Origin of the sequence: Paramaledivibacter caminithermalis DSM 15212, from assembly GCF_900142245.1 — a bacterium.
In the GTDB taxonomy this organism is placed as follows: Bacteria; Bacillota; Clostridia; order Peptostreptococcales; family Caminicellaceae; genus Paramaledivibacter; species Paramaledivibacter caminithermalis.
Window position 1 is genome coordinate 98354 of record NZ_FRAG01000004.1, and the last position, 25304, is coordinate 123657.

22 protein-coding genes and 2 riboswitches are annotated in these 25304 nt (G+C 31.7%); of the genes, 19 read left to right on the forward strand and 3 right to left on the reverse strand.

Annotated features, from left to right (window positions below):
- Window positions 1-14: 14 nt before the first annotated feature.
- Window positions 15-260, forward strand: a riboswitch (cobalamin riboswitch).
- Between the two features lie 169 nt (window positions 261-429).
- From BUB36_RS02670 to BUB36_RS02685, 4 genes are all read left to right on the forward strand, one after another.
- On the forward strand, window positions 430-1497 hold the full coding sequence (locus BUB36_RS02670; protein ID WP_073146844.1) for a FecCD family ABC transporter permease: 1068 nt from the start codon (window positions 430-432) through the stop codon (window positions 1495-1497).
- A 23-nt stretch (window positions 1498-1520) separates the two neighbouring features.
- Window positions 1521-2276, forward strand: a complete 756-nt coding sequence (locus BUB36_RS02675; protein WP_073146845.1) for an ABC transporter ATP-binding protein — start codon at window positions 1521-1523, stop codon at window positions 2274-2276.
- A 24-nt stretch (window positions 2277-2300) separates the two neighbouring features.
- A complete protein-coding gene (locus BUB36_RS02680; protein ID WP_242655703.1) occupies window positions 2301-3233 on the forward strand; it encodes a sirohydrochlorin cobaltochelatase in 933 nt (310 codons plus the stop codon).
- Between the two features lie 130 nt (window positions 3234-3363).
- Entirely contained in the window at window positions 3364-4821 is a 1458-nt protein-coding gene (locus tag BUB36_RS02685) for an ABC transporter substrate-binding protein (protein WP_073146846.1), read from the forward strand.
- Window positions 4822-4931: 110 nt separating this feature from the next.
- On the opposite strand, the gene BUB36_RS02690 is transcribed toward BUB36_RS02685, so the two are convergent.
- Window positions 4932-5483, reverse strand: coding sequence for a stalk domain-containing protein (locus tag BUB36_RS02690; RefSeq protein ID WP_073146847.1), 552 nt, complete (start codon window positions 5481-5483; stop codon window positions 4932-4934).
- A 507-nt stretch (window positions 5484-5990) separates the two neighbouring features.
- Window positions 5991-6668 carry a hypothetical protein gene (locus tag BUB36_RS02695; RefSeq protein WP_073146848.1) on the reverse strand — a complete coding sequence of 226 codons (678 nt, stop codon included), beginning with the start codon at window positions 6666-6668 and terminating at the stop codon, window positions 5991-5993.
- A 123-nt stretch (window positions 6669-6791) separates the two neighbouring features.
- Here BUB36_RS02695 and uvrC point away from each other — a divergent pair, with 123 nt between their 5' ends.
- The 11 genes from uvrC to hydF all read left to right on the forward strand — a co-directional run bounded on the left by uvrC (window position 6792) and on the right by hydF (window position 20463).
- Window positions 6792-8657 carry an excinuclease ABC subunit UvrC gene (gene uvrC, locus BUB36_RS02700; protein ID WP_073146849.1) on the forward strand — a complete coding sequence of 622 codons (1866 nt, stop codon included), beginning with the start codon at window positions 6792-6794 and terminating at the stop codon, window positions 8655-8657.
- A 315-nt stretch (window positions 8658-8972) separates the two neighbouring features.
- Entirely contained in the window at window positions 8973-9893 is a 921-nt protein-coding gene (gene hprK / locus BUB36_RS02705) for an HPr(Ser) kinase/phosphatase (protein WP_334292989.1), read from the forward strand.
- A gap of 2 nt (window positions 9894-9895) precedes the next feature.
- Complete coding sequence (locus BUB36_RS02710) at window positions 9896-10495, forward strand: molybdenum cofactor guanylyltransferase (RefSeq protein WP_073146851.1); 600 nt, start codon at window positions 9896-9898, stop codon at window positions 10493-10495.
- A gap of 269 nt (window positions 10496-10764) precedes the next feature.
- On the forward strand, window positions 10765-11238 hold the full coding sequence (locus BUB36_RS02715; protein WP_073146852.1) for an NADH-quinone oxidoreductase subunit NuoE family protein: 474 nt from the start codon (window positions 10765-10767) through the stop codon (window positions 11236-11238).
- 127 nt (window positions 11239-11365) lie between these two features.
- Entirely contained in the window at window positions 11366-11734 is a 369-nt protein-coding gene (locus BUB36_RS02720) for a (2Fe-2S) ferredoxin domain-containing protein (RefSeq protein WP_073146853.1), read from the forward strand.
- Window positions 11735-11911: 177 nt separating this feature from the next.
- Window positions 11912-13702, forward strand: coding sequence for an NADH-quinone oxidoreductase subunit NuoF (gene nuoF / locus BUB36_RS02725; RefSeq protein WP_073146854.1), 1791 nt, complete (start codon window positions 11912-11914; stop codon window positions 13700-13702).
- A 35-nt stretch (window positions 13703-13737) separates the two neighbouring features.
- Complete coding sequence (locus BUB36_RS02730; RefSeq protein ID WP_073146855.1) at window positions 13738-15543, forward strand: NADH-dependent [FeFe] hydrogenase, group A6; 1806 nt, start codon at window positions 13738-13740, stop codon at window positions 15541-15543.
- Window positions 15544-16007: 464 nt separating this feature from the next.
- The gene (locus tag BUB36_RS02735) at window positions 16008-16253 is read left to right on the forward strand and encodes a TM1266 family iron-only hydrogenase system putative regulator (RefSeq protein ID WP_073146856.1); all 246 of its coding nucleotides are present in this window, start codon (window positions 16008-16010) and stop codon (window positions 16251-16253) included.
- A gap of 167 nt (window positions 16254-16420) precedes the next feature.
- Window positions 16421-17794 (forward strand): [FeFe] hydrogenase H-cluster radical SAM maturase HydG, encoded by a 1374-nt coding sequence (gene hydG / locus BUB36_RS02740; RefSeq protein WP_073146857.1) that lies wholly within the window; start codon window positions 16421-16423, stop codon window positions 17792-17794.
- A gap of 131 nt (window positions 17795-17925) precedes the next feature.
- A complete protein-coding gene (gene hydE, locus BUB36_RS02745; RefSeq protein ID WP_242655704.1) occupies window positions 17926-19236 on the forward strand; it encodes a [FeFe] hydrogenase H-cluster radical SAM maturase HydE in 1311 nt (436 codons plus the stop codon).
- On the forward strand, window positions 19237-20463 hold the full coding sequence (gene hydF / locus BUB36_RS02750; RefSeq protein ID WP_073146858.1) for a [FeFe] hydrogenase H-cluster maturation GTPase HydF: 1227 nt from the start codon (window positions 19237-19239) through the stop codon (window positions 20461-20463). It begins immediately after the preceding gene.
- Between the two features lie 173 nt (window positions 20464-20636).
- Here hydF and mog read toward each other — a convergent pair whose 3' ends face one another.
- Entirely contained in the window at window positions 20637-21128 is a 492-nt protein-coding gene (mog, locus tag BUB36_RS02755; RefSeq protein WP_073146859.1) for a molybdopterin adenylyltransferase, read from the reverse strand.
- A 252-nt stretch (window positions 21129-21380) separates the two neighbouring features.
- A riboswitch (molybdenum cofactor riboswitch) is annotated at window positions 21381-21499 on the forward strand.
- Window positions 21500-21720: 221 nt separating this feature from the next.
- On the opposite strand from mog, the gene BUB36_RS02760 reads away from it, so the two are divergent.
- Genes BUB36_RS02760 through BUB36_RS02775 form a run of 4 tightly spaced genes read left to right on the forward strand, consistent with a single transcriptional unit; the run spans window position 21721 to window position 25274 of the window.
- On the forward strand, window positions 21721-22581 hold the full coding sequence (locus tag BUB36_RS02760; protein WP_073146888.1) for a substrate-binding domain-containing protein: 861 nt from the start codon (window positions 21721-21723) through the stop codon (window positions 22579-22581).
- Between the two features lie 19 nt (window positions 22582-22600).
- Window positions 22601-23290: an ABC transporter permease gene (locus BUB36_RS02765; protein WP_073146860.1), complete on the forward strand. Its 690-nt coding sequence runs from the start codon at window positions 22601-22603 to the stop codon at window positions 23288-23290.
- A 2-nt stretch (window positions 23291-23292) separates the two neighbouring features.
- A complete protein-coding gene (locus BUB36_RS02770) occupies window positions 23293-23997 on the forward strand; it encodes an ATP-binding cassette domain-containing protein (RefSeq protein ID WP_073146861.1) in 705 nt (234 codons plus the stop codon).
- Window positions 23998-24044: 47 nt separating this feature from the next.
- Window positions 24045-25274, forward strand: a complete 1230-nt coding sequence (locus BUB36_RS02775) for a molybdopterin molybdotransferase MoeA (protein WP_073146862.1) — start codon at window positions 24045-24047, stop codon at window positions 25272-25274.
- The last annotated feature ends 30 nt before the right edge of the window (window positions 25275-25304 follow it).

Sequence of the window (25304 nt, forward strand, 5' to 3'; positions counted from 1 at the left end):
GATAAAAATTGAATATTTTTACAAAGTACATAGGTGCCCTTTATAGGGATAATAGGGAAGCTCGGTGAAAATCCAGCACAGCCCCCGCTACTGTAAATACTACTGGTAAATTATTATGCCACTATTGAGCACTCAATATTACCAATATTTTATAAATATCTATAGATAGATAAATATTGATGATATTGAATGTTAGATGGGAAGGCAATTTATCGGGATGATGTATGAGTCAGGAAACCTGCCTATATATTTATATTTAATGCTTCGGTGGGAAGTTGTTAATGTATATTATGGATCGATACATTGTTAAAAATCTAGCCCACGGCTAGATTTTTTTGGTTGAAAATTCAAAAAATATTTAAAAAATTTGTAATATAGAATTTAAATCAAAGAAAAGAACTTCAATAGTTTTAATTATAGGGAGGATATATGGATCAAGCTACTATATTAATAGTTGATCAAGTAAAGATTAGAAGGAAAAAACATCTAAATATTGGAATACTTCTTTTTTTAATAACAATAGCCATAATTGTTGTGTCTATAGGCTTAGGAAAGGCAGAAATATCTATAAAGGATATAATAAGCATAATAGTTGGGAAAATAACTGTGAATCCAAACTTATATAGCCATATTAAGCCCTATAAAGTTGCTATTGTTTGGGATATAAGATTGCCAAGGATACTCATTGGAGTAATAGTGGGTACAGGTCTTGCAGTTGCAGGGACGGTATTTCAATCACTACTAATGAATCCGCTAGCTGATCCATATACTATTGGGGTATCCACAGGAGCTGCCTTTGGAGCTTCATTGATTATATATATTAATCTTTTTTTATCAAATATACAAATTCCCATAACTCCCTTTGCTTTTTTAAGTGCATTTATTACTTTGATTTTAGTTTTAAAGATAGCAAATAGAGAAGGAATAATAAAATCCAGCAATCTTATTATAGCAGGAATTATAGTAAGCTCTATTTTATCTGCTGGTATAAGCTTTTTAAAGAATGCTGCTGGAGAAGAGGTTTCAGCTATTATTTTTTGGCTTATGGGTAGCCTAGCATCAAGAACATGGACCCATGTTTTGATTTCTGCTCCGATTATATTAATTTCAGTTATTATATGCACATATTATTCAGATGATTTGAATTTACTATGTCTAGGAGAAAAGGACGCAAGAAGCCTAGGAGTAAATACAAATAAGATGAGAAAGATATTTCTAATAATAGGTGCAATAATAACAGCAGTATGTGTATCAGTAAGTGGTATCATAGGTTTTATAGGACTAATTATTCCGCATTTATTGAGATTCTCTGTTACTTCAAATAATAGAGTTTTGATTCCTCTGTCAGGATTATTGGGAGGAGTTATACTAGTATTAGCCGATAATATTTCTAGGGTATTATTTGCAGCGGAGATTCCAGTTGGAGTTTTAACTACCTTATTAGGAGGTCCATTTTTTATATATATCTTTATAAAGAAAAACAAATATATACAGTAGTAATCAAATTAAAGGTGGCCTTTATGTTTATAATAGAAAATTTAGATTTCAGTTATGGATCAAAAAAAATACTCAATGATATCAATTTAAAGATTAAAAAAGGTATTTTCATGTCTATTATTGGACCTAATGGATCTGGTAAGACGACATTGATTAATCTAATAAATGGTATGAATACAAATTATTCAGGGAATATAAGGTATTTAGATAAAGACTTATTTGAATACAGTATTGAAGAAAAGGCTAAGAATTTTTCTATTATTAGTCAAAGAAGTGCAATTGATTTTCCATTTACATGTATGGAAATAGTGATGATGGGTAGAAACCCATATAAGAATAGATTAAATTCACTAAGTGAAAAGGATTTAGGAATAGTTATAGATGTGATGAAAAAAACAGATACTTTTAAGTTTGCAAACTCATTAATTACAGAAGTAAGTGGTGGAGAACTACAAAGAATTATTTTAGCTAGGGCTTTAGCACAAAATCCTAGGGTACTTTTTTTGGATGAAGCATTTTCTGCTATGGATATATCCTATAAAATAAATGCAATAAGATTAATTAAAAAACTTGTTAAGGAAGAAGGGCTAACAGTAGTTTCAGTCATGCATGACATAAATGTTGCCTATAAATTTAGTGATGAAGTATGTGCATTAAAGCAGGGTAAGGTTCAAGGCTTTGGAAATCCTAAAGAAATCATTACTGAAAGCTTTGTCTATGATGTTTTTGACGTTGAAGTTGAGAAGATTAATGATAAAGGCTTTTTTGTCAAGGTATAAAAGAATGTTTGAGGGGGAATAAAAATGAGAAAAATATTGATGGTGTTGTTGGTAGCTATATTAGTAATTGGAAGCTTTACAGCATGTACAACTAAAGCTGATTCGTCAGCAAAGGCTAATGCTGAAGAAAATAAAGAAGCAGGTGATAAAAAAGTGGAAAAAGACCCAAATAAAAAGGCTATATTAGTTGTTAGCTTTGGTACAAGTTATGCTGATACAAGAAAGGTGACAATAGAGGCATGTGAAGAAAAAATTGCTAAAGCATTTCCAGAGTATGATGTAAGGAGAGCCTTCACATCACAAATTATTATAGACAAGTTAAAGAAAAGAGATAATATTATAGTAGATAATCCTACAGAAGCCTTTACTAAATTAAGGAATGAAGGATTTTCAAAGGTATATGTTCAGCCATTACATGTTATAAATGGTGCAGAATATGATGATTTAGTAAATGAAGCCCGTGTCTTTGAAGAGGAGTTTGACAAGTTGGTACTTGGAAGACCTTTATTAACTAGTATTGATGATTATAGAAAGGTAGTTGCGGCTTTATCTGAAGAAATGCCAGAAAGAGCTGATAATGAAGCAGTAGTATTTATGGGACATGGCACTCACCATGATGCTAATGCAGCCTATGCATGCTTAGATTATGTATTTGAAGATGAAGATGAAAAAAATGTATTTGTTGGAACTGTAGAAGGATTTCCAGAGCTAGATACAGTAATAAAGAAGCTTGAGAAAAATAATATTGAAAAAGTAACGCTAATGCCTTTAATGCTTGTTGCAGGGGATCATGCTCAAAATGATATGGCTGGTGATGAAGAAGATTCATGGAAGATGATACTTAAAGGGAAAGGGTATGAAGTTGATACAATACTTCGTGGTTTAGGTGAATTCTCTAAGATTCAGGATTTATATATCGAACATTTAAAAACGGCTATTGAAGGAGAAACACATTAATCAAGTACGGTGCTTAGTATAAGGCACCATGCAGTAAGGGAATCGTTATAGAATAAATTTATAAGGCTTAGTAGGCTTAGTAATATATACTAAGCCTTATAATATTTTAGAATAAAGGAGGAAAAATGGAATGTTTCATAAGAAAATAGCAATACTTATATGTACCTTAATCTTAGTTGTTTCTCTAGGTGCATGCACCAGTAATAACCAAATGGTTTCTTCTAAAGATAGCCAAGAAGCTGTAAATACAGAATATGAAATAAGCTTTATAGATGATATGGGTGAAGAAATAAAGCTTAAAGAGCCTTGTAAAAGAATTATTTCATTATATTCAGCCCATACAGAAAACCTCTTTTCGCTTGGGCTAGATGATGAGATTATTGGAGTTGGTAAATCAGATATCTATCCTGTAGCTGCTCTTAAAAAAGACGTATATGACTATAAGTCTGATCCAGAAAAGGTTATTGCAGCTCAACCAGATTTAGTATTAATAAGACCCTTTATAAATAGAAAAAATCCAGATTTTGTTGAAACAATTAAAAAAACAGGAATTACAGTTGTTTCTCTGTATCCAGATAGTTTTGAAAAATTTGATGATTATATATTAAAGCTGGGAAAGCTAACGGGAAAAGATGAGAGGGCAGAAGAGCTGCTTACGGAATTCTATCAAAATATCAATAATATAACGGAAAAAACTAAGGATATTGAACAAAAGATGACTGTATATTTTGAGTCATCAGAGAATGATTATAGAACAGTAACCCTTGATTCAATGCCTGCAAAGGCCATTGAATATGCTGGAGGAATAAATATAGCAGATGATGTAAAACCAATTCAAGAAGGAAGCTCTATTGCCCCATATGGTATAGAAAAGATACTTGAAAATGCTGATAAAATAGATGTTTTTATTTCTCAAAGAGGTGTTATGAATGCAGGAGGGAATTACCATTCTATAATCATAAGGCCAGGATTTGATGCAATCAAAGCTGTACAAAATGATAGGGTTTATGTAATTAATCAAAAAATAATCTCTAGCCCAACCTTTAGATATTATAAAGGGGTAAGAGAAATTGCAAGGATGATGTATCCTGAGATTTTTGATAATATAGAAGTATATAAATCAGATGATAAGATAACTAGAAGAGAGATGGCTGAGTTAATAGTTAAATTTACTCATAAGGGGATATATGTACCTACATCTAAATACTATAAAAAACCTCATAAAGGCCATACCTATGGCTTCTTTGAAGATGTGAAATGGACTGATAAGTATTATGACTATATTGAGACAGCTGTTATGTCAGGATATATGGAAGGATTTAAAGAAGACAATAAAGAATATTTTTATCCTAATAAAACTGTGACTAGAGATGAATTTGCAAAGATATTGTATTTAATCGGAGATTTTAAAGCTAATAATAAAAATACAAAGATTCTGGATTTAGATAAAGCCCAAAACCAAAAAATAATTCAGGTACTTGTTGATAACAATATATTAGAATGTAAGGATGGCTACTTTAAACCTAATGAAGAGATTACGTGTAATGAAGCAGTAGATATATTAAATAAAATAAAAGATATAAAATAAAAATTTAATTTATTGGCTTGGCAGGTTGGTTTAGTAGAAAGAATAGTATAGAGTTTTGATATATATCCATAGGATATGGTATAGAAACAAAAAAGCCGCAGATGCGGCCTTTAGCTATCAACAATTATTCCTCTAATTTTATTTTCTTTGTTAACAACCATGCCAGCTATATCACCTATTTTTAAATCTTCAAAATCTAGATTTATCTTTTTATTATTTCTTTTAAGTATAATTATGACATTTTCAGCCACCTTTAGGTCTTTATCCTCATAAACAGTATTATCATCAATATGCTGATATATGTTGACAGTCATTTTTTCTTTATTAATATATAGTATTTCTCCATATACAAACCTTTCACCCTCTAAGGGATTAGCTTCTTCAAAATCTTTATAGGAAAAAAGTGAAAGGTTATTATGCTCATTATCCCATGTAACCATTGAATTTAAAGCTTCACAAATGGATTTTATAGGCATATAGACCCTGTTATCATATATGAAGGGTTCTTCTTCTAATTTTAATTCTTCATTGTTCACTAATATTTTTATATTCCTATAAAACACCTTGATTTCCTTGAAATTTTCAGCAGAAAATACAGCTAAAGTTGATAAAAAGAAAAGGAAAACAATGATTAAAATATACTGCTTATTTTTTTTAATCATATTAATTTATACCCCCTAATTGTGTTTTTAAGGAGTATAAGCAAGATCAGCAAAAAGTATACAAAAAAGATGACAATATATTGTCATCTTTTTTGTTTCCTAGAAAAAGTTTAAACTAAACTTTAAAGACTCAATGTCCTATTAAGTTTTATTATATATAAATTTTATCGTAGTCTTAATTACCCTAGCTGATTAATGAATCTAAAACCTACTTTGAAGATTGAAGAAAACATAGATTGTAAGAAATAGATAGTGATTAGAACAATAATACAAGCTAAAAAACCTTTAACTCTAGGCGAGACGACGGCAGGCTTGTCACTAGACATACGCAAAAACCACACTCCTTAATGTAATTATCTTTATTAATATAAAAAACAAAATTATTTTATTAATATAATTTTACCATATTTTATAGGAAATTAAAAGTATTTGAAATTAAATGTTAAAATACTTGAGATATACTTAAAGGTTAAATAGCTATAATGCTGATATTTTCAATTCTTACATTTAATTTATTTTTTTAAATTTAATTTTTTTAGATTCTAAAAATGCAGCTATAGGCTTAATTCTTTCATTAGGTATATAGCCTTCAATTACACCGCTATTATTATATAATGATAATCTCAAATAGTTATTATGAATGGAATATTGTTGTATATCATAGTAAGGATAAAAACCAGAATGATTAAATATTTCAGGATTTAAAGGAATATCAATCCTAAAATCCATTCCTCGAATTAGTATTCCATCGGTCATGAAGTAAATTTTAGTATACTTGTAGCTAATAAAAGGTATTATTTCTATTATCACTATCCATACTAAGAGATTTATCATACTCCCTATAGTTATATTTGATGATAAATTTTTTGAAGCTATTACAGGCCACATAAATAATAAAATTATGGCAATATATGAGATAACTCTACTATATAACTTTGATTTCTTCATATTTATAGAAAAGAAAACTTTATCCTTGATGTAATGTTTAGAAGTTAAAATAGCTCGATATAAGAATTGAATAAGGGAAAAAACAACTACAAATAGTAAAAATAGTATATTAGGAAATACTATTTCAATGTTTTGACCCAATGCGTCAAGATTAAGGCTTGGAACAACAAAGCTAAGTAAGGATATAACAGTCATAAAGGCAATTACAAAATTAATACTTCTTTTAGTGTTATTCAATTTAATCAACTCCCAATTTATTTCCTCATTTATCTATATTGTATAATTATATTAGATTTTAAAATATTAATCAATTTTGATAAAATATAAAGTATCAAAAATAATTTAGAGGTGCATAAGTATATGTTTAATATAAAGGAACAATTAAAGAAACTGCCGGAAAAACCTGGTGTATATATTATGAAGGATGAAATGGGAGATATTATTTATATTGGAAAGTCTAAATCTCTTAAGAATAGAGTAAGTCAATATTTCCATTCCTCAAAAAGTCACCCGCCTAAGGTGTTGGCTATGGTAAAATGTATTAAGGATTTTGAGTATATAATTACTGATACAGAAGTTGAAGCATTGATTTTAGAAGCAAATTTAATAAAAAAGCATAAGCCTAGGTACAATATTGCACTTAAGGATGATAAAAATTACCCATATATTAAGGTTACAATAAAGGATAAATATCCAAGAGTAATAAAAACAAGAAAAATAATTAAAGACAATGCAAGATATTTTGGACCTTATATAAGTGTAGATGCAGTAAATAAGACCTTAGAGACCATAGAAGAGTTATTTCCCTTAAGGAAATGCAATAGAAACTTAGAAACTAATAAGGAAAGACCCTGCTTGAACTTCCATATAAAGAAGTGTCTAGGACCATGTAATGGAGGAATAACCCATGAAGAGTATATGGAAATAGTAAAACAAATACTACTTCTCCTTGGAGGCAAACATGAAATATTAATGGATGAGCTTAAAGAGAGAATGTTAAAGGCATCTGAGGAATTAGACTTTGAAACAGCAGCTAAATATAGGGATAGAATAAATGCTTTAAATAATTTACTTGAAAGGCAAAAAATATTCTCAACCTCAGATGTAAATCAAGATTATATTTCTATGGCTAGAAGTTTAGATAGGTCATGTGTTATGGTTTTCTTTATACGAAATGGCAAATTGATTGGTAGAGAGCAACATATCTTAGAGGAAACCCAAGATATAGAAAGATCAGAAATATTAAGCACATTTGTAAAACAATTTTATTCTAGGACAGCCTTTGTCCCTAAGGAAATAATGATGGATGAAATAATTGATGATGTAGAACTAATTGAAAGCTGGTTATCACAAAAAAGAGGAAGTAAAGTTACAATAAAGCAACCAATAAGGGGAGAAAAAAGAAAACTCATTGAACTAGTTCATCGAAATGCATTAGAATACTTAACAAAGTTTGAAGAAAAGATTAACAATGAAAAGAAGTATAGTGAGACAGCCTTAAATCAACTTAAGGAATTGCTTAGCTTGAGCAATACTCCGAGACGTATTGAGGCCTATGACATTTCAAATATTTATGGTGTGTTTTCAGTAGGCTCAATGGTAGTTTTCGAAAATGGAAAGCCATTAAATAGTGGCTATAGAAGATTTAAAATAAAGACAATTGAAGGACCTAATGATTATGGGAGTATGCAAGAAGTATTATATAGAAGGTTTAAAAGAGGTGTTGAAGAAAAGCAGATGCTTAACGACCAAGGATTATCCTATATTGAAGGAAAATTTTCTTTTTTTCCCGATTTAATACTAGTAGATGGAGGTAAAGGTCAGGTTAAAGCTGTCAAGGAAGTACTTTCTGCTTTAAATGTCAATATTCCTGTAGCAGGAATGGTAAAGGACGATAAGCATAGAACAAAGGGCATAATATATGAAAACATAGAGCTATCTCTTGATAAACGTAGTCATGCATTTAAATTAATCGCTAGAATTCAAGATGAAGTTCATAGATTTGCCATAACTTACCATAAAACAATAAGAGACAAGTCATTAATTCAATCTGTACTGGATGAAATACCTGGAATAGGGAAAAAAAGAAAGCAGGAGCTGTTAAAGCATTTCCGCTCTATAGAAAACATAAGAAAGGCTTCCATAGATGAATTACAGGATGTTGAAGGCATGAATGAAAAATTAGCAAGAAGTGTATATGATTTTTTTAGGAAAGTAAAAAATTAGGATTAGAACTGAGATTGTAGTATTAATTTACCTCGTAAAGCTAGTTCCTAGCGAGGGAGTTTTAATATTTCCTTTTCGTTCATGTAATAAACCTGTTTTTCTTATATGATTTTAAAGGAAAAAACAGGTTTATAAAAATCACTCAAATGAAATATTAAAACCCCCTAAGGTATTTTAAAACAGAAAATCTTATTTACTAGCCCAATGGGTTAATTTATGTTTTCTAAAAGGAAAAGTATATTAATGTATACTTATTGTAGGTTCTAAGCCTTAGCTAACAAAAAAACATATTATAAAACTATATAGGTGGTGTATGTGTTGAAAAAGATAGCTATTAAGAAATTAATGAAGGATCTAAAGCTTGAAGTTATCAGTAATTGGAAGGATGATGGAAGAGAAATATCTACTAGTGAAGTCAATAGAGTAGGATTACCCTTAGCTGGATATTTTGAAAATTATGGGTTTGATAGAGTACAAATTATTGGAAAAGCTGAATGGAGCTATTTTTCTGGGCTGTGTGACAAGTTCAAAAGAGCAAGGGCTAAGGAATTGATGAAAAGAAATATACCTTGCTTAGTTATAACAAGAGGTTTAAATGTTCACGCTGAACTACTTGAAGAAGCTGAAAAAAACAACATACCCATTTTTGGAACAAATTTACCAACTTCAAGATTTGCAAGTAGAGCAATATCATATCTTGAACATGAATTAGCTCCAACCACAACATTACATGGTGTTTTAATAGAAGTTAATGGAATTGGCATATTAATTTTTGGAGAAAGTGGTGTTGGAAAATCAGAAACTGCTTTAGAACTGGTTAAAAGGGGCCATAGACTTATAGCTGATGACGCTGTTGAAATTAAAAAGGTTGACGAATATACCTTGATTGGTACTGCTCCTGAAATAATAAAGCATTTTCTAGAGATAAGAGGAATAGGTATTTTAGATGTTGCAAAGCTTTACGGTATGGGAGCAGTAAGAGATAAAAAAACTATTAACTTAGTAGTACAGCTTGATACAAATGAATCTAATGTCTATGATAGATTAGGAATAGATGAAGAATATATTGAAATTTTAGGAGTAAATGTTTCAAAGCTGACTATTCCTGTTAGGCCAGGAAGAAATCTTGCTGTAATAATAGAAGCCGCAGCTAGGAATCATCGTCAAAAAGAAATGGGCTACAATGCGGCTGAAGAGTTAAATATTAGATTGATTAAGCAAAATTCTTCAAAATAATTATGAAAAAAATAGGAACTGCGATTATTATGGCTGGCGGTAAAAGCTCAAGATTGGGTTTTGATAAACAGCTTATTAGAGTTGGAGAAAATTATCTTATAGATATAATCATTGATAATCTATATAAATTCTTTGATGAGATTATCATAGTTACTAATAAAAATAGGACCTATAATAATAAAAACATAATAGTAATGGAAGATGAAATAAAGAATGTAGGACCTTTAGGAGGACTATATGTAGGATTAAAGAAGTCTACAAGTATATATAGCTACGTTATCGCATGTGATATGCCATATATAAACAATGGTTATATAAAATATATGACAAATATTATAAAAAAACAAAAGGTAGGATATGCGTTAATAACACAGTTTGGGCAGTGGATTGAACCCTTTAACGCCTTCTACTCAAGGGGTATTGTAAAATATATAGAGGAACATTTAAATAGGGGGCAAAGAAGTATACATTCCCTTATGAAAAAATTAGAGGTTACTTATATTAATGAGAAGACAGCAAGACGTTTCAGTCCTAATTGGGAGATGTTTTACAATATTAATACTAAAGAAGAATTAGATGAGTACCTTACTTTTAAGTTTTAGTATGCCATAATATTCTATAATTCCATTAATATCAAATATATTGTAATAACAAAAATTAAATGTTATAATCATAACGACGGAGCAAAAATTACGACATAAATTGACAAAACATAAACAAAATTACAAACTCCCTATATACATTTCACTTATGTATACAATAATATAAATATATTTTATAACTATAATTGATTTTTTATACCAATATATAGTAAAATGTATACGATGGAGGGAGATATTATTTAATATTTAACTAAGAAAGGAGACGTGACATGGCTAAGAATATTTTAACAAAGGAAAACTTCGATAAACTTAACGAAGTAATCGAGGCCAACAAAGGAAGAAAAGGTGCTTTAATGCCAGTACTTAATGAAGCTCAAAACATATTTGGAGCTGTACCACTAGAAGTACAAAAAGTTATTTCAAAGGGATTAAACATACCAGTGGCAGAGATTTATGGTGTGGTAACATTTTATTCACAATTTTCACTTGAACCAAAGGGAGAATATATAATAGGTGTATGTCTAGGAACTGCTTGCTATGTAAAGGGTGCGCAGGCTATAATTGATAGGATAAGTAAAGAGATAAATGTAGAGATAGGTGGGACATCTCCTGATGGTAAGTTTACATTGGAAGCTACAAGATGTATCGGAGCATGTGGTCTTGCTCCAGTATTAACAATTAATGAAGATGTATACGGAAAATTAGTAGAATCTGATGTTCCCGACATATTGAAAAAGTACTAATTTGATATTTAACAAACTAATATGCTGGAAAACATTTGCCTAGGCAAATAGAAATTTAACTGTTCTAGAGAACATATCATAATCCAGATATTAATATTTTTTAAAAACTGTTTAGGGAGGTTAAAATATGAAATCATTAGCAGAACTAGCTAAGATAAGGGAAGAAGCCCTAAAAAAGGTAGATATTAGAAAAGAAAGAAAAGGTACAAGAATAGTGGTTGGTATGGCAACATGTGGAATATCAGCAGGAGCAAGACCAGTATTAACAGCGTTATTAGAAGAAGTTAAGAAGAGAAATCTTGGAGATGTAGAAGTAGCACAAACAGGATGTATAGGAGTATGTAAACTAGAGCCGATAGTAGAAGTATATAAAGAAGGCGAGGAAAAGGTAACATATGTGGCTATGAATCCTGAAAAAGCAAGAAAAGTAGTAGCAGATCATATAGTGAACGGGAAGGTAGTAGCAGAATATACAATTGGAGCGTATGAAAAGTAATTATATTTTTAAATATAGATTTTTTAAAGCTAGGTTAAGGATATCTAATGAGTTGAATTATTAAGTCAGGTTAGGGTAAAGAAAAGGCAGGAGTTTTGCTTAAGGTTTATAGCTGACATTCAATCTTAGCATTTTAACCCTATGAATGGATGAATAAGACTAAAGGGAGGTAAAAAAATGGAATTATATAGATCACACGTACTGATCTGTGGAGGAACAGGATGTACATCATCAGGATCTAATGACATAGAAGAAAAATTTAAAAAAGAATTAGAAAAACATGACCTTACAAAGGAAGTGAAAATAGTAAAAACAGGGTGTTTTGGACTTTGTGAAGCAGGACCCATAGTTATAGTATACCCAGAAGGAGCATTTTATAGTCATATAAAATTAGAAGATGTAGAAAGAATTACAGAGGAGCATTTATTAAAGGGAAGAATAGTTAAGGACTTATTATATAAAGAAGCAGTTGAAGAAGATACAATAAAATCTTTAAATGAAGTAGAATTTTACAAGAAGCAAAGAAGGGTAGCCCTAAGAAACTGTGGAGTTATAAATCCTGAAAATATAGATGAATATATTGCAATGGATGGATATAGAGCATTAGGTAAAGTATTAACAGAAATGACTCCAGAAGATGTAATAAAAGAAGTTGAAGCATCAGGATTAAGAGGTCGTGGGGGTGGAGGATTCCCTACAGGACTTAAGTGGAAATTTGCATACGGTTCAAAGGATGACCAAAAATATGTAGCATGTAATGCTGACGAAGGTGATCCAGGTGCATTTATGGATAGAAGTGTGCTTGAAGGTGACCCCCATGCAGTAATAGAAGCCATGGCAATAGCGGGATATGCAATAGGAGCAGATCAAGGATATATATATGTTAGAGCTGAATATCCTATAGCAGTAAAAAGACTTGAAATAGCTATTAATCAAGCAAAGGAATATGGATTACTCGGAAAAGACATATTTGGAACAGGCTTTAACTTTGACCTAGAAGTAAGACTAGGAGCAGGTGCTTTTGTGTGTGGAGAAGAGACCGCTCTTTTACAATCAATTGAAGGAAAACGTGGTATGCCAAGACCAAGACCACCATTCCCAGCAGTAAAGGGGCTTTGGGGCAAGCCAACATTACTTAACAATGTTGAGACCTATGCCAATATACCACAAATCATATTGAATGGAGCAGAGTGGTTTGCATCAATCGGAACTGAAAAATCAAAGGGAACAAAGGTATTTGCCCTTGGTGGAAAGATAAATAATACAGGATTAGTGGAAATTCCAATGGGAACAACACTAAGAGAAGTAATATATGAAATAGGTGGTGGAATACCAAACGGTAAGAAGTTCAAGGCGGTACAAACAGGTGGACCATCTGGTGGATGTATAACTGCTGATCATTTAGATACACCTATTGATTATGATAACCTTATAGCCCTTGGATCAATGATGGGTTCAGGCGGTATGATTGTAATGGACGAAGACAATTGTATGGTAGATATTGCCAGATTTTTCTTAGATTTTACAGTAGATGAATCCTGTGGCAAATGTACTCCATGTAGGGAAGGTACAAAGAGAATGTTAGAAATTCTTGAGAAGATTACAGATGGTAGAGGGGAGCCAGGAGATATCGAAAAATTAGAAAACCTTGCTCACACAATCAAGTCAGCTTCATTATGTGGACTTGGACAAACAGCGCCAAACCCTGTACTTTCAACATTACAGTATTTTAGGGACGAATATGAAGCTCATATATATGAAAAGAGATGTCCAGCAGGAGCATGTAAATCATTACTACAATATATAATTACAGATGCATGTAAGGGATGTACATTATGTGCTAAAGCATGCCCAGTGGGATGTATAAGTGGAGAAGTTAAGAAAGTCCATGCAATAGATCAGGATAAATGTATTAAGTGTGGAGCTTGTATGGAAAAATGTCCGTTCAACGCTATTATAAAGAAATAGTATCGGTAAATCTATTGGATAAGGAGAGGTGAAAAATGGAAAAAGTGACTTTAACCATAAATGGTATGCAGATCCAAGTACCAAGTAATTATACAGTACTAGAAGCTGCTAAGGAAGCTGGAATAGATATTCCTACACTTTGTTTTTTAAAGGATATTAATGAAGTAGGTGCATGTAGAGTATGTTTAGTAGAAGTAGAGGGAGCAAAATCTTTACAGGCGTCATGTGTTCTTCCTGTTAGAGATGGAATGGTTGTAAGGACAAATACTAAAAATGTTAGAGAAACTGTTAAAACTACTGTAGAATTAATATTAGCAAACCATAACAGAGAATGTTTAACATGCTTTAGAAATGGAAATTGTGAGCTTCAAAGATTGTCTGAAGAATTAGGTATAGAGGAAGTATCATTCCAAGGAGAAAAGAGAGTTGGGACTGTAGATGATTTATCTCATTCAATAGTGAGAGATTCTAGCAAATGTATTCTTTGTGGAAGATGTGTTAATGTATGTAAAAAGGTTCAGGAAATTGGAATACTAGACTTTACAAATAGAGGATTTAATACTGAAGTTGCACCAGCCTTTGGTAAGAGTATGGCTGATGCACCATGTATATACTGTGGACAATGTATAGTGGCATGTCCAGTTGCAGCATTAAGAGAAAAGACAGATATGGAAAGAGTATGGGATGCCATAGAGGATCCAGATACCCATGTTATAGTTCAAACTGCACCAGCAGTTAGAGCAGCCCTAGGAGAAGTATTTGGATTACCGATAGGAACTAGAGTAACTGGTAAAATGGTAGCAGCACTTAGAAGGCTTGGTTTTGATAAAGTTTTTGATACAAACTTTGCTGCCGATCTTACAATCATGGAAGAAGGTCATGAATTATTAGATAGAATTCAAAATGGTGGAAAGCTTCCTATGATAACTTCATGTTCACCAGGTTGGATTAGATATTGTGAATTTTACTATCCAGAGTTTTTAGATAACCTATCAACTTGTAAATCACCACATCAAATGATGGGTGCGGTATTAAAATCATATTATGCAGAAATGAATAATATTGATCCTAAAAAAATATTTGTAGTTTCAATAATGCCATGTACTTCTAAAAAAACAGAGTCAGCAAGAGAAGAAATGAATGTTAATGGATTAAGAGATGTAGATGCTGTTCTTACAACTAGAGAATTAGGTAAGATGATAAAGCAAGCTAGAATTAAGTTCTTAGAATTACCAGATGAAAAATTTGATGAAATATTTGGTAAATATACTGGTGCAGGTGTTATCTTCGGTGCTACTGGCGGAGTTATGGAAGCGGCACTTAGAACGGTTGCAGACGTGTTAACTGGAGAAGACTTAGAAAATATAGAGTACAATGCAGTTAGAGGTGTTGAAGAAGGCATTAAGGAAGCTGAACTAGAAATAGCTGGAAATAAGATAAGAATAGCTGTTGCCCATGGAACTGCCAATGCCGCTAAGGTATTAGACATGGTAAAAGCAGGCGAAAAAGACTATCATTTCATCGAAATTATGGGATGTAGCGGTGGCTGCGTAACTGGTGGAGGTCAGCCACAGGTTGACGCTAAGACATTGATGGATGTAGATGTAAGGGTAGAAAGAGCTAAGGCTTTATATGAAGAAGACGAAATAATGGAAGAAAGAAAATCCCATAAGAATCCAATGATTAAGAAAATCTATGATGAGTTTTTAGGAAAGCCAAATAGTCATAAAGCCCATGAACTTCTACACACTCATTATCATAAGAGAGATATATATCCAACTGAAGACAATTGTTGTAACTGCTCTTTAGAAGAAGCAGCAGCATGTGGATGTGAAAAATAAAGAAAAAATAAAGCGTAGGCAAAAATGTCTACGCTTTAAATAAAATAGTTACAGATTATTTAATTGGGGTATAAATATAAAAGAATGATTCTTATCACCTTCAAGATTCTGACTAATGGATTCTATTCATTAGAAGGAAGTATAAAATAAAATTTCATAATCAATTTGAAAACTGATTGTAAGGATATTCTGAGCAATAGGTAAGAAAATTGGGAGGTAAGTATATCTTGTTATAAAAAACTTTCCAAAGGCTAGCATTTTCTTATCCTTTGGAAAGTTTTTTTAGTTGTATAGAGGATTAAGCATTTTTGCAATAAATTGCATGACTGAAACAGAGTAAAACAAAATGATAAAAGGAAAAACAAAAAATATTACCATTAAAATATTGCTACAAATTATTTTCTTTTAAAAGAGTATCCTTACATATATACTTCTTAACTTTCAGTATAAAGGTGGTGAATAGCATGGAAAAGAGGATTGGCGTAGTAGCCATTATAGTGGAGAATGTTGATAGTGTACAAAAAGTGAACTCGATTCTTTCAAATTATTCTGAATTAATTGTGGGTAGAATGGGAGTTCCCTATAAAGAAAAAAATGTAAAGGTTATATCAATAATAATTGACGGCACAACAGATAAAATCGGAGCTATGACTGGAAAACTAGGAAAACTAGATGGTGTAACTGTTAAGAGTGCATTGACGAAGAAGTAATGACTTTTTAGTGAATTTATGAGGTCGAGATTAAGATCAAGACTAAGATTAAGAATCTAGGGTCAATTCTTTTATATTTTTGTAATATTTTTCTGAACTTAATCTCAGTCTAAATCTTAATCTTGACTAATAAGAGTGACCACAAAGATAATAGGAGGTATGTGTAGATGGATACTCGTCAAATAATTAACGAAAATTTCATTAATGAATTATTAGAAAAGTCTAAGAATGTTTCAAAGGATAAAATAGAAAATATTATTGAAAAATCAAAGGATTGTTTGGGTTTAACATTTGAGGAAGCTGCAATCCTTCTACAGGTTGAAGAAGATGGATTATTGAACAGTATGTTTCATGCAGCGAAAGAAATAAAAGAAAAGATTTATGGTAATAGAATTGTAGTTTTTGCACCTCTTTATACAAGTAATGAATGTACCAATAATTGTTTATATTGTGGATTTAGAGCTGAAAACAAGGGGCTTCATAGAAAAACCTTAAGTATTAAAGAAGTGATTAATGAAGCTAAGGCAATTGAAAATCAGGGACATAAAAGAATTCTTTTAGTATGTGGAGAAGATGAAAGAAAAACGGATATAAATCATATAGTAAACTCGGTTAAGGCAATATATGATAATACAGATATTAGAAGAATAAACGTAAATGCTGCTCCAATGATTGTTGAAGACTTTAAAAAATTAAAGGATGTAGGAATAGGAACTTATCAAATATTTCAAGAGACTTACCACAGAGAAACATATAAAAAAATGCATCCAATGGGTTCAAAGTCAAATTATGATTGGAGATTAACTGCATTAAATAGAGCCTTTGAAGCTGGGATAGATGATTTAGGAATAGGTGTACTTTTAGGTCTTTACGATTATAAATTTGATGTATTAGCAACACTTATACATTCCGATTATTTGGATAATAAATATAATGTGGGACCCCATACTATTTCAATACCTCGATTAAGACCTGCCCATAATTCAGCATTGAAAGAAGTACCATATCCTGTGTCAGAAAAAGATTTAAGGAAAATAGTTGCAGTTTATAGATTAGCTGTACCTTATACGGGTATTATTCTATCTACTAGAGAAAGTGCTAAATTTAGAGATGAATTACTTGAACTTGGAGTATCTCAAATATCGGCAGGTTCCAAAACTAATCCTGGTGGATATGAAGAAGATAATAGAGAAGCAACTCAATTTGAAACCAGTGATGAGAGAAGTGTAGATCATATGCTTCAGATAGTAGTTAGACAAGGTCATCTTCCAAGCTTTTGTACTGCATGTTATCGTGCTAAGAGGACAGGTGAAGCATTTATGGAATTAGCTAAGGACGCCCACATCCATGAATTTTGCCATCCTAATGCAATCTTAACCTTTAAAGAATATTTGTTAGACTATGCTTCAGGAAAAACTAAAGAAGAGGGAGAAAAGCTTTTAGAAAAAGAATTAAATAAAATAGTTGACAAGAAAATAAAGGAAGAAACAATTAAGAGACTTGAACGCTTAGAAAAAGGAGAAAGGGATTTGTACTTTTAAGATTGAGATTGAGATTAAGATTAAGAAGTTAAGGTCATATATAAAAGAACATAAGAGAATTAACCTTAGTCCTCAGTATTAATCTCAACTTAGACCACAAAGAATGACACAAAAGATACTGGAGGTTAAACATGATGAATGTTGAAATAAAATATTACCTCATCATGGCAGGTTCTACCAGTCATATGCTCAGAGGAGATAAATTATTGAAGGATAAAGGTATAAGCACATCACTTGTACCTGCTCCTTCAGAATATGGTACTGTATGTGCTACTGCCATAAAAGTAAATAGGGAAGATAAAGAGAAATCGGAGAAGCTATTAAGAGATAATAATATTATTATAGAAGGAATATATCCCGATAAGCCAAGGAAGCTATTGGGTTTAGTAGAAAAATTAATGGATTCAGTTGTATCTCCAGAGTTTATGACTGTTCTTAAAAAGATAGAAGAAGGAGAAGAATTAGCCCTTGAAGATATTGTGATGCTATTAAAAACTGAGAGAAAAGCTGAAAAAGAGGCTCTTTTCCATACAGCGGATAGAATGAGAAAGGAAGTTGTAGGTGATGTTGTAGATATAAGGGGTGCAATCGAGTTTTCAAATTATTGCCGCAAGGACTGTTTATATTGCGGAATTAGAAAAAGTTTAGATAATCTTAGTAGATACAGGATGAGTGAGAATGAGATAATGGAGATTGTTTACTATCTTTATGATATTGGACTTAAAACCGTAATTTTGCAGTCAGGTGAGGATTTATGGTGGACTCCAGAAAAAATATCATCTATTATACAAAGAATAAAGAAGGAAACTAAAATGAATATCACCCTTAGTATAGGGGAAAGACCTAGGGAAGAATATGAACTATACAGAGAATTAGGAGCCAATAATTTTCTTTTAAAAATTGAAACAACCAATAGAAAGTTATTTGAGTTTATCCATCCAGACGACGATTTTGACCATAGAGTAAAATGTTCCACATGGCTCCGTGAACTAGGATATCTAAATGGATCTGGCAATATTATTGGGCTTCCTGGACAAACAATAGAAGATATTGCAAGAGACATCATGTTTTTTAAGGATATGGGAATAAATATGATCGGTATTGGACCCTTTGTACCAGCTAAAGGAACCCCCTTAGAAAGCTATCCACAGGGAAGTATAGATATGACCCTAAAGGCAGTGGCTGTTACAAGAATTGTATGTAAAAGAGTATTTATACCAGCAACTACCGCCTTGGCATCCTTAGATCCAGATGGTCAAACAAAGGCGTTAAAGGCTGGAGCAAACACAATAATGCTTATAAATACACCTCCAAAATATAGATATAGCTATCAAATATATAGTGACAAAAACATGGTAGACTTAAAATCAGCATTTAAAGCTGTAGAGGAGGCAAAAAGAAAAATGCCTCCATACCTTAAAGTTGGAAGGGAGGAAATGTAGATGCAGGATACTCCAAGGAGTAACAGACTTCATATAGCGATATTTGGTAAAAGAAATGCTGGAAAATCAAGCCTTATTAATGCAATAACTAACCAAGATATTGCATTAGTTTCAAACATAGCAGGAACAACAACTGACCCTGTTTATAAAGCAATGGAGATATTACCTATAGGACCAGTAGTTATAATTGATACTGCGGGACTTGATGATGAAGGGGAATTAGGAGAATTAAGAATTAAGAAGACATATCAGGTGCTAAATAAGACTGAGCTTGCTATAGTTTTAGTAAATGGTGAAACAGGCATAACAGATTATGATAATGAAATAATATCAAGAATAAAGGAAAAGAAAATTCCTCTAGTAGGTGTAGTTAATAAGATTGACATTAAAAATGTAAAAGATAAAGTTTTAAATGAATGGAGTAAGGAGTTTAATATTCCTTTTGTAAAGGTGAGTGCAGAAACAAAGGAAGGTATTGATAAACTTAAAGAAACAATAATAAAGGAAGCAAACTTAAAGAAACATGAAAAGGTTATAATTGGTGATTTAATTAAACCACATGACATAGTTGTGCTTGTTACTCCTATAGATAAGGCAGCCCCAAAGGGAAGACTCATACTTCCCCAGCAGCAAACATTGAGAGATATTATTGACCATGGAGGAATTGCAGTAGTAACTAGAGAAACGGAACTTAAGAAAACTCTTAAAAGCTTAGGAAAAAAGCCTAGACTAGTGGTAACGGACTCCCAAGCTTTTGCAAAAGTTGATGAAGATACGCCCAAGGATATTACTTTGACATCTTTTTCAATATTATTTGCAAGGTATAAGGGAGATTTAAGAACCTTAGTAGAAGGTGTAAGTAGAATTAAGGAGCTTACACCAGGAGATAAGGTGCTTATATGTGAAGGTTGTACCCACCATAGACAAGAAGGCGACATAGGAAAGGACAAGATACCTAGGTGGCTTGAAAATATGGTAGGTGGAAATTTAGAATTTGAGTGGACCTCTGGAACAGCATATCCACAGCCAGAAGAAATGAAAAAATATAATTTGATTATTCACTGTGGTGGGTGTATGCTAAATCCAAAGGAAATGGAATTTAGAATTCAGCAAGCTAAAGATAATGGTATGTCCATAGTTAACTACGGCGTATTAATAGGATATGTAACTGGAGTTTTGGAAAGGGCTTTAGAGCCATTTCCAGAGATAAAAGCATTGTTATATTAAATTATAATGACTTATGTGACAAATATATTTGTCACATAAGTCATTATCTTAGTCAAGGAACTCGAATATTTTTGTAAAATATTGAATAAAAACATTCTTTTTTTTGGACTAATTAATAAGACCCTAAAACTTGGAACATGTAACTTGCAACTAAAACGCATCGCCAGATGTCTTTACCCTTTAGCACATTCACCAGCTATTCCTTTAAGTATTTCAAGCCCATGTTTAAGAGCAGGCAAGACGTATTCAAGATTCTCTTTTACTGCTTTGGGACTTCCAGGTAGATTTATGATCAATGTTTCTCCCCTTATTCCTGTTACACTTCTACTAAGCATTGCTTTTGGTGTGATTTGCAGACTATAATATCTCATAGCCTCTGGAATTCCAGGAACCTGCCTATCAATTACATCTAAAGTAGCTTCAGGAGTCCAATCCCTTGGAGAAAATCCAGTCCCACCAGTTGTAAGGATTAAGTCAAGCTTTTGGTTATCGCACATATTTATAAGCTCTTTAGAGATTTTCTCCCTTTCATCGGGAAGTATCTTCCATTCTATTACTTCATAACCATTAGCGGTCATAATTTCTTTTATTAGTTCACCACTTTTATCTTCACGTTCTCCCCTTGAACCCTTATCACTAGCAGTGATTATTCCAACTTTAAACATTTTGGTCACCTTCCCTTTAAATTTTGCTATATTAGATATTGAATAAATAATTTTCAAAACATCATTTCTATATATTTATATCAAAATCTTAACACTAATTCTAAGGATATACAATAGATTAATGATAATCAACGATATTTCAATTAAATGTCCTAGAAGAGTATGTAACATTTTGTAATTTGAGAAAAATAATCAATATTGTAAAGCCTGTACATTATATGTTATAATAATGTAAAGTAAATTTAGAATATTTCGGCACTGTTTTTCCGAGTCTATGTTTCTAAGGACTAAACTATGAAGTATAGACCAATGGGTATAAAGAGAAATCTTTATGCCTCCCGTGTTTGGAAAGGAAAAAGGTAATGGTTTAAAGCATTCCTTTCTTAGGAGTGTTTTTATTTTTGCTAAAGAACTCAAACATTTTTTGCAAAAAATTGCATGTATAAAATAAAGTGAATTCAAGCAGTTTAAGCAAATGCAAACTATTACCAGAAAAATGTTGTGTTTAAGTATTTCTTTTTTAGACCAATTAGGAAGACCCTAAAACTTGGAACTTAAAACTTGGAAAAAAAACTACAAAACTGGGGGGATTATGAGAACAAGAAACAAAATATTTATTATGCTTTTAATTCTAACTTTAACCATTACAAGCTTTACAGGATGTAGCAAAGCTACTACTAATCAGACAAATGTCATTGGTAATAAAGGCAGTATAATATTAGCAACTACAACAAGTACAGAAAATAGTGGTCTTTTGGATTATATTCTTCCTAAATTTAAAGAAGAAACTGGTATAGATGTTAAGGTTGTGGCAGTAGGAACAGGAAAGGCTCTTCAAATGGGAAGAGATGGAGAGGCAGATGTTTTACTGGTTCATGCTAAGAGTAGTGAAGAGAAGTTTGTTAAGGAAGGACATGGTACAGAGAGATTTGATGTTATGTATAACGACTTTGTTATCATTGGACCTAAAGATGACCCTGCTAAACTAAAAGAAAAAGCTAAAAGTAATGTAATGCAAGCATTTAAAATTTTAAGTCAAGGACATAGTAAATTTGTTTCTAGGGGAGATGACTCAGGAACCCATAAGAAAGAAAAGAAATTTTGGGAAGAAGCAGGTATAGAGCCTAATGGTGATTGGTATATTTCAGCAGGAAAAGGTATGGGTGACGTTATTCAAATGACTAATGAGCTTCTTGGATATACCATGTCCGATAGAGCAACATATCTTTCAATGAAGGACAAAATCGAATTAGAGGTTGTTGTTGAGGGAGATTCAAAATTATTTAATCAATATGGAGTAATTCCTGTAAATCCAGATAAAAATGATAAAATTAACAAATCAGGTGCTAAAGCTTTTGTAGACTGGATTTTATCAGAAAAAACTCAAAGGCTTATTGGTGAATTTGGCAAAGAAAAATTCGGACAACCACTATTTACGCCAAATGCTAAATAGCTAAAAGGAGGTGTAGAGTATGGGATATATTTTTGACGGAATTATTAAGGCATTTAAACTTCTCATATTCTTTGATAAAGAAGTATATTCAATAATATTTTTATCAATTTTTATATCTCTAACTTCTACACTTATTTCTTCATTTATTGGTATTCCTTTGGGTTTTCTTATAGGTCTAAAAAAATTTAGGTTTAAAAGGATTGTCGCAAGGCTTTTATACACATTTATGAGTCTACCACCAGTAGTAGTAGGTTTAGTAGTTGCAATTATTATATCTAGGAGAGGACCTCTGGGACATCTAAGACTATTATTTACACCTGCTGCTATGATTATTGCACAAACTTTATTGGTTACACCTATAATTACTGGAATTATTTTCAATAATTCTAAAGAACAGGGACATCAGATAAAACAAATCTGCAAAACCCTTGGAGGTAATCGATGGGATACCTTGATACTACTAATCAAGGAAATGAGAATAAATATTTTAATTGCAGTCGTTACTGGTTTTGGCAGGGCAATATCAGAAGTTGGTGCAGTAATGATAGTAGGAGGAAATATAAAGGGACATACAAGGGTTATGACCTCATTCATAGCTATGAATCACAGTATGGGAAATTATTCGACTTCAATTGCAATGGGACTGGTTCTATTAATTATATCTTTCATCACTAATTCTATACTATATAAATATGTAACAGGAGATTAAATATGAATATTGAAATACAGAGTTTGATAAAGACTTATAACCAAAGACAAGTATTAAATATAAAAAGTTTGTCATTGGAAAAAGGTAAAATATATGGGATAATTGGTCCCAATGGGGCAGGAAAGAGTACAATGCTTAGAATAATTGCAGGTTTAGAAGAAGCAAAAAAGGGTACCATTCTTTACAATAAAAAACATCTTAATGGAGAAATAATTAAGAATCTAACATATTTAAATCAAAAACCTTATCTTTTAAGAACATCAGTATTTAATAATATTGCTTATCCACTAAAGCTTAGAAAATATAAAAAAGAAACATTAAAAAAGAAAGTCATTGAAATAGTAAAGGAGTTTAATATCTTTGATTTGAGACATCAGCCTGCTACTAATTTATCAGGAGGTGAAGCTCAAAAAGTTGCTTTGGCTAGAGCATTAATATTTGAGCCAGAACTTTTACTATTAGATGAACCTACAGCTAATATTGACCCTAATTCCTTAGAATTGATTGAGAAGAAAATCATAAAGAGAAATAGGGAAAAAAATACTACAATCATAATCATTACCCATAATATTGGTCAAGCTAAACGATTATGTGATGAAATAATTTTTATAAGAGAAGGAGAAATAGTGGAATACGGCAAAACTAATCAAGTAATATCAAATCCTAAATGTAATGAAATGAAGAGATTCTTGTCTGTTTATATATAATGCAATGTAGTTTTTATAGCTAAAACTAATAAGAGGTGTCATAATTTATGAAAATGTTTAATGTTCATAGTGTAGAAAAAGCTAAAAGTAAATTAAAAGAGTATTTTAAAGGATATGAATTAGAGGTTGAGATGATTGATATATCCAAGGCTGTAGGTAGAATTTTAGCTACGGATATATTTTCGAGTGTAAATGTTCCTCATTTTAGAAGATCAACTGTTGATGGATATGCAGTTATTTCAAAGGATACATATGGAGCAAGTGAGAGTCTTCCTGCTTTTTTACAGGTGATTGGAGAGGTTCATATGGGGAAGGAAGCCGAAATAGTTATACATCATGATAAGACGGCATATGTTCCAACTGGTGGAATGATACCTGATGGAGCCGATTCTGTTGTAATGGTGGAATATACAGAAAAGCTCGATGAAGAAAATATTGCTATCAATAAGCCAGTCTCAACAAAGGAAAATATGATTGATATTGGAGATGATATCAAGAAGAATCAAAAGGTACTAACTAAAGGATTAAGGCTTAGACCACAGGATATAGGAGTATTATCTTCCGTTGGTGTGGATAAGGTGTCGGTTTTTAAATTACCAACTATTGCAATTATATCCACTGGTGATGAAATTGTAGATTCTAGTCAAAATCCTAAATTAGGACAAATTAGAGACATTAATACTTATACATTATCTGCAATGGCTAAAGAGGCAGGTTGTATTGTAACTAAAAAGATTGTTATAAAGGATGAATTTCAAATATTAAAAAATACCCTTGAGGAGTGTATAAATGATAACGATATTGTAATTATATCTGGTGGCAGTTCAGTTGGAACAAAGGATATTACAGGAAAAGTAATAAATACAATTGGTGAGCCAGGAGTATTTGTGCATGGAATAGCTATAAAACCAGGTAAGCCAACTATCCTTGCAAAGGTAAAAAATAAAGCAGTTTTTGGTCTTCCAGGCCAACCTGTGTCAGCAATGATAGTATTTAAAATCTTTGTAGAATACTTCATTAAATATATTCAAAATATAGACGCAGAAATAGAACCTTTTTTAGAAGCATTTTTTACTTCTCATATACATTCAGCACAAGGAAGAGAAACCTATCAAATGGTTACCCTTGAAAAAGACGGGAGTGAATGGTTAGCAAAACCCGTTTATGGAAAATCAGGAATGATAACACTTATGTCTAAGGCAAAGGGATATATAAAAATAGAAGCTGACAAAGAAGGAGTAGTAAAGGGAGAAAAAGTGAGGGTAATACCAATATGATTCTTTTCTATATACTAAAAGTATAATACA

What these genes read in the sequence shown, in the direction of transcription:
- BUB36_RS02685 (WP_073146846.1), top strand. Translation starts at nt 3,364, where the DNA reads ATGTTTCATAAGAAAATAGCAATACTTATATGTACCTTAATCTTAGTT.
- BUB36_RS02715 (WP_073146852.1), top strand. Translation starts at nt 10,765, where the DNA reads ATGGCTAAGAATATTTTAACAAAGGAAAACTTCGATAAACTTAACGAA.
- nuoF (WP_073146854.1), top strand. Translation starts at nt 11,912, where the DNA reads ATGGAATTATATAGATCACACGTACTGATCTGTGGAGGAACAGGATGT.
- BUB36_RS02710 (WP_073146851.1), top strand. Translation starts at nt 9,896, where the DNA reads ATGAAAAAAATAGGAACTGCGATTATTATGGCTGGCGGTAAAAGCTCA.
- uvrC (WP_073146849.1), top strand. Translation starts at nt 6,792, where the DNA reads ATGTTTAATATAAAGGAACAATTAAAGAAACTGCCGGAAAAACCTGGT.
- BUB36_RS02720 (WP_073146853.1), top strand. Translation starts at nt 11,366, where the DNA reads ATGAAATCATTAGCAGAACTAGCTAAGATAAGGGAAGAAGCCCTAAAA.
- BUB36_RS02690 (WP_073146847.1), bottom strand. Translation starts at nt 5,483, where the DNA reads ATGATTAAAAAAAATAAGCAGTATATTTTAATCATTGTTTTCCTTTTC.
- hydE (WP_242655704.1), top strand. Translation starts at nt 17,926, where the DNA reads ATGATGAATGTTGAAATAAAATATTACCTCATCATGGCAGGTTCTACC.
- BUB36_RS02765 (WP_073146860.1), top strand. Translation starts at nt 22,601, where the DNA reads ATGGGATATATTTTTGACGGAATTATTAAGGCATTTAAACTTCTCATA.
- BUB36_RS02675 (WP_073146845.1), top strand. Translation starts at nt 1,521, where the DNA reads ATGTTTATAATAGAAAATTTAGATTTCAGTTATGGATCAAAAAAAATA.
- BUB36_RS02770 (WP_073146861.1), top strand. Translation starts at nt 23,293, where the DNA reads ATGAATATTGAAATACAGAGTTTGATAAAGACTTATAACCAAAGACAA.
- mog (WP_073146859.1), bottom strand. Translation starts at nt 21,128, where the DNA reads ATGTTTAAAGTTGGAATAATCACTGCTAGTGATAAGGGTTCAAGGGGA.
- hydG (WP_073146857.1), top strand. Translation starts at nt 16,421, where the DNA reads ATGGATACTCGTCAAATAATTAACGAAAATTTCATTAATGAATTATTA.
- BUB36_RS02760 (WP_073146888.1), top strand. Translation starts at nt 21,721, where the DNA reads ATGAGAACAAGAAACAAAATATTTATTATGCTTTTAATTCTAACTTTA.
- hydF (WP_073146858.1), top strand. Translation starts at nt 19,237, where the DNA reads ATGCAGGATACTCCAAGGAGTAACAGACTTCATATAGCGATATTTGGT.
- BUB36_RS02670 (WP_073146844.1), top strand. Translation starts at nt 430, where the DNA reads ATGGATCAAGCTACTATATTAATAGTTGATCAAGTAAAGATTAGAAGG.
- BUB36_RS02680 (WP_242655703.1), top strand. Translation starts at nt 2,301, where the DNA reads ATGAGAAAAATATTGATGGTGTTGTTGGTAGCTATATTAGTAATTGGA.
- BUB36_RS02775 (WP_073146862.1), top strand. Translation starts at nt 24,045, where the DNA reads ATGAAAATGTTTAATGTTCATAGTGTAGAAAAAGCTAAAAGTAAATTA.
- BUB36_RS02735 (WP_073146856.1), top strand. Translation starts at nt 16,008, where the DNA reads ATGGAAAAGAGGATTGGCGTAGTAGCCATTATAGTGGAGAATGTTGAT.
- BUB36_RS02730 (WP_073146855.1), top strand. Translation starts at nt 13,738, where the DNA reads ATGGAAAAAGTGACTTTAACCATAAATGGTATGCAGATCCAAGTACCA.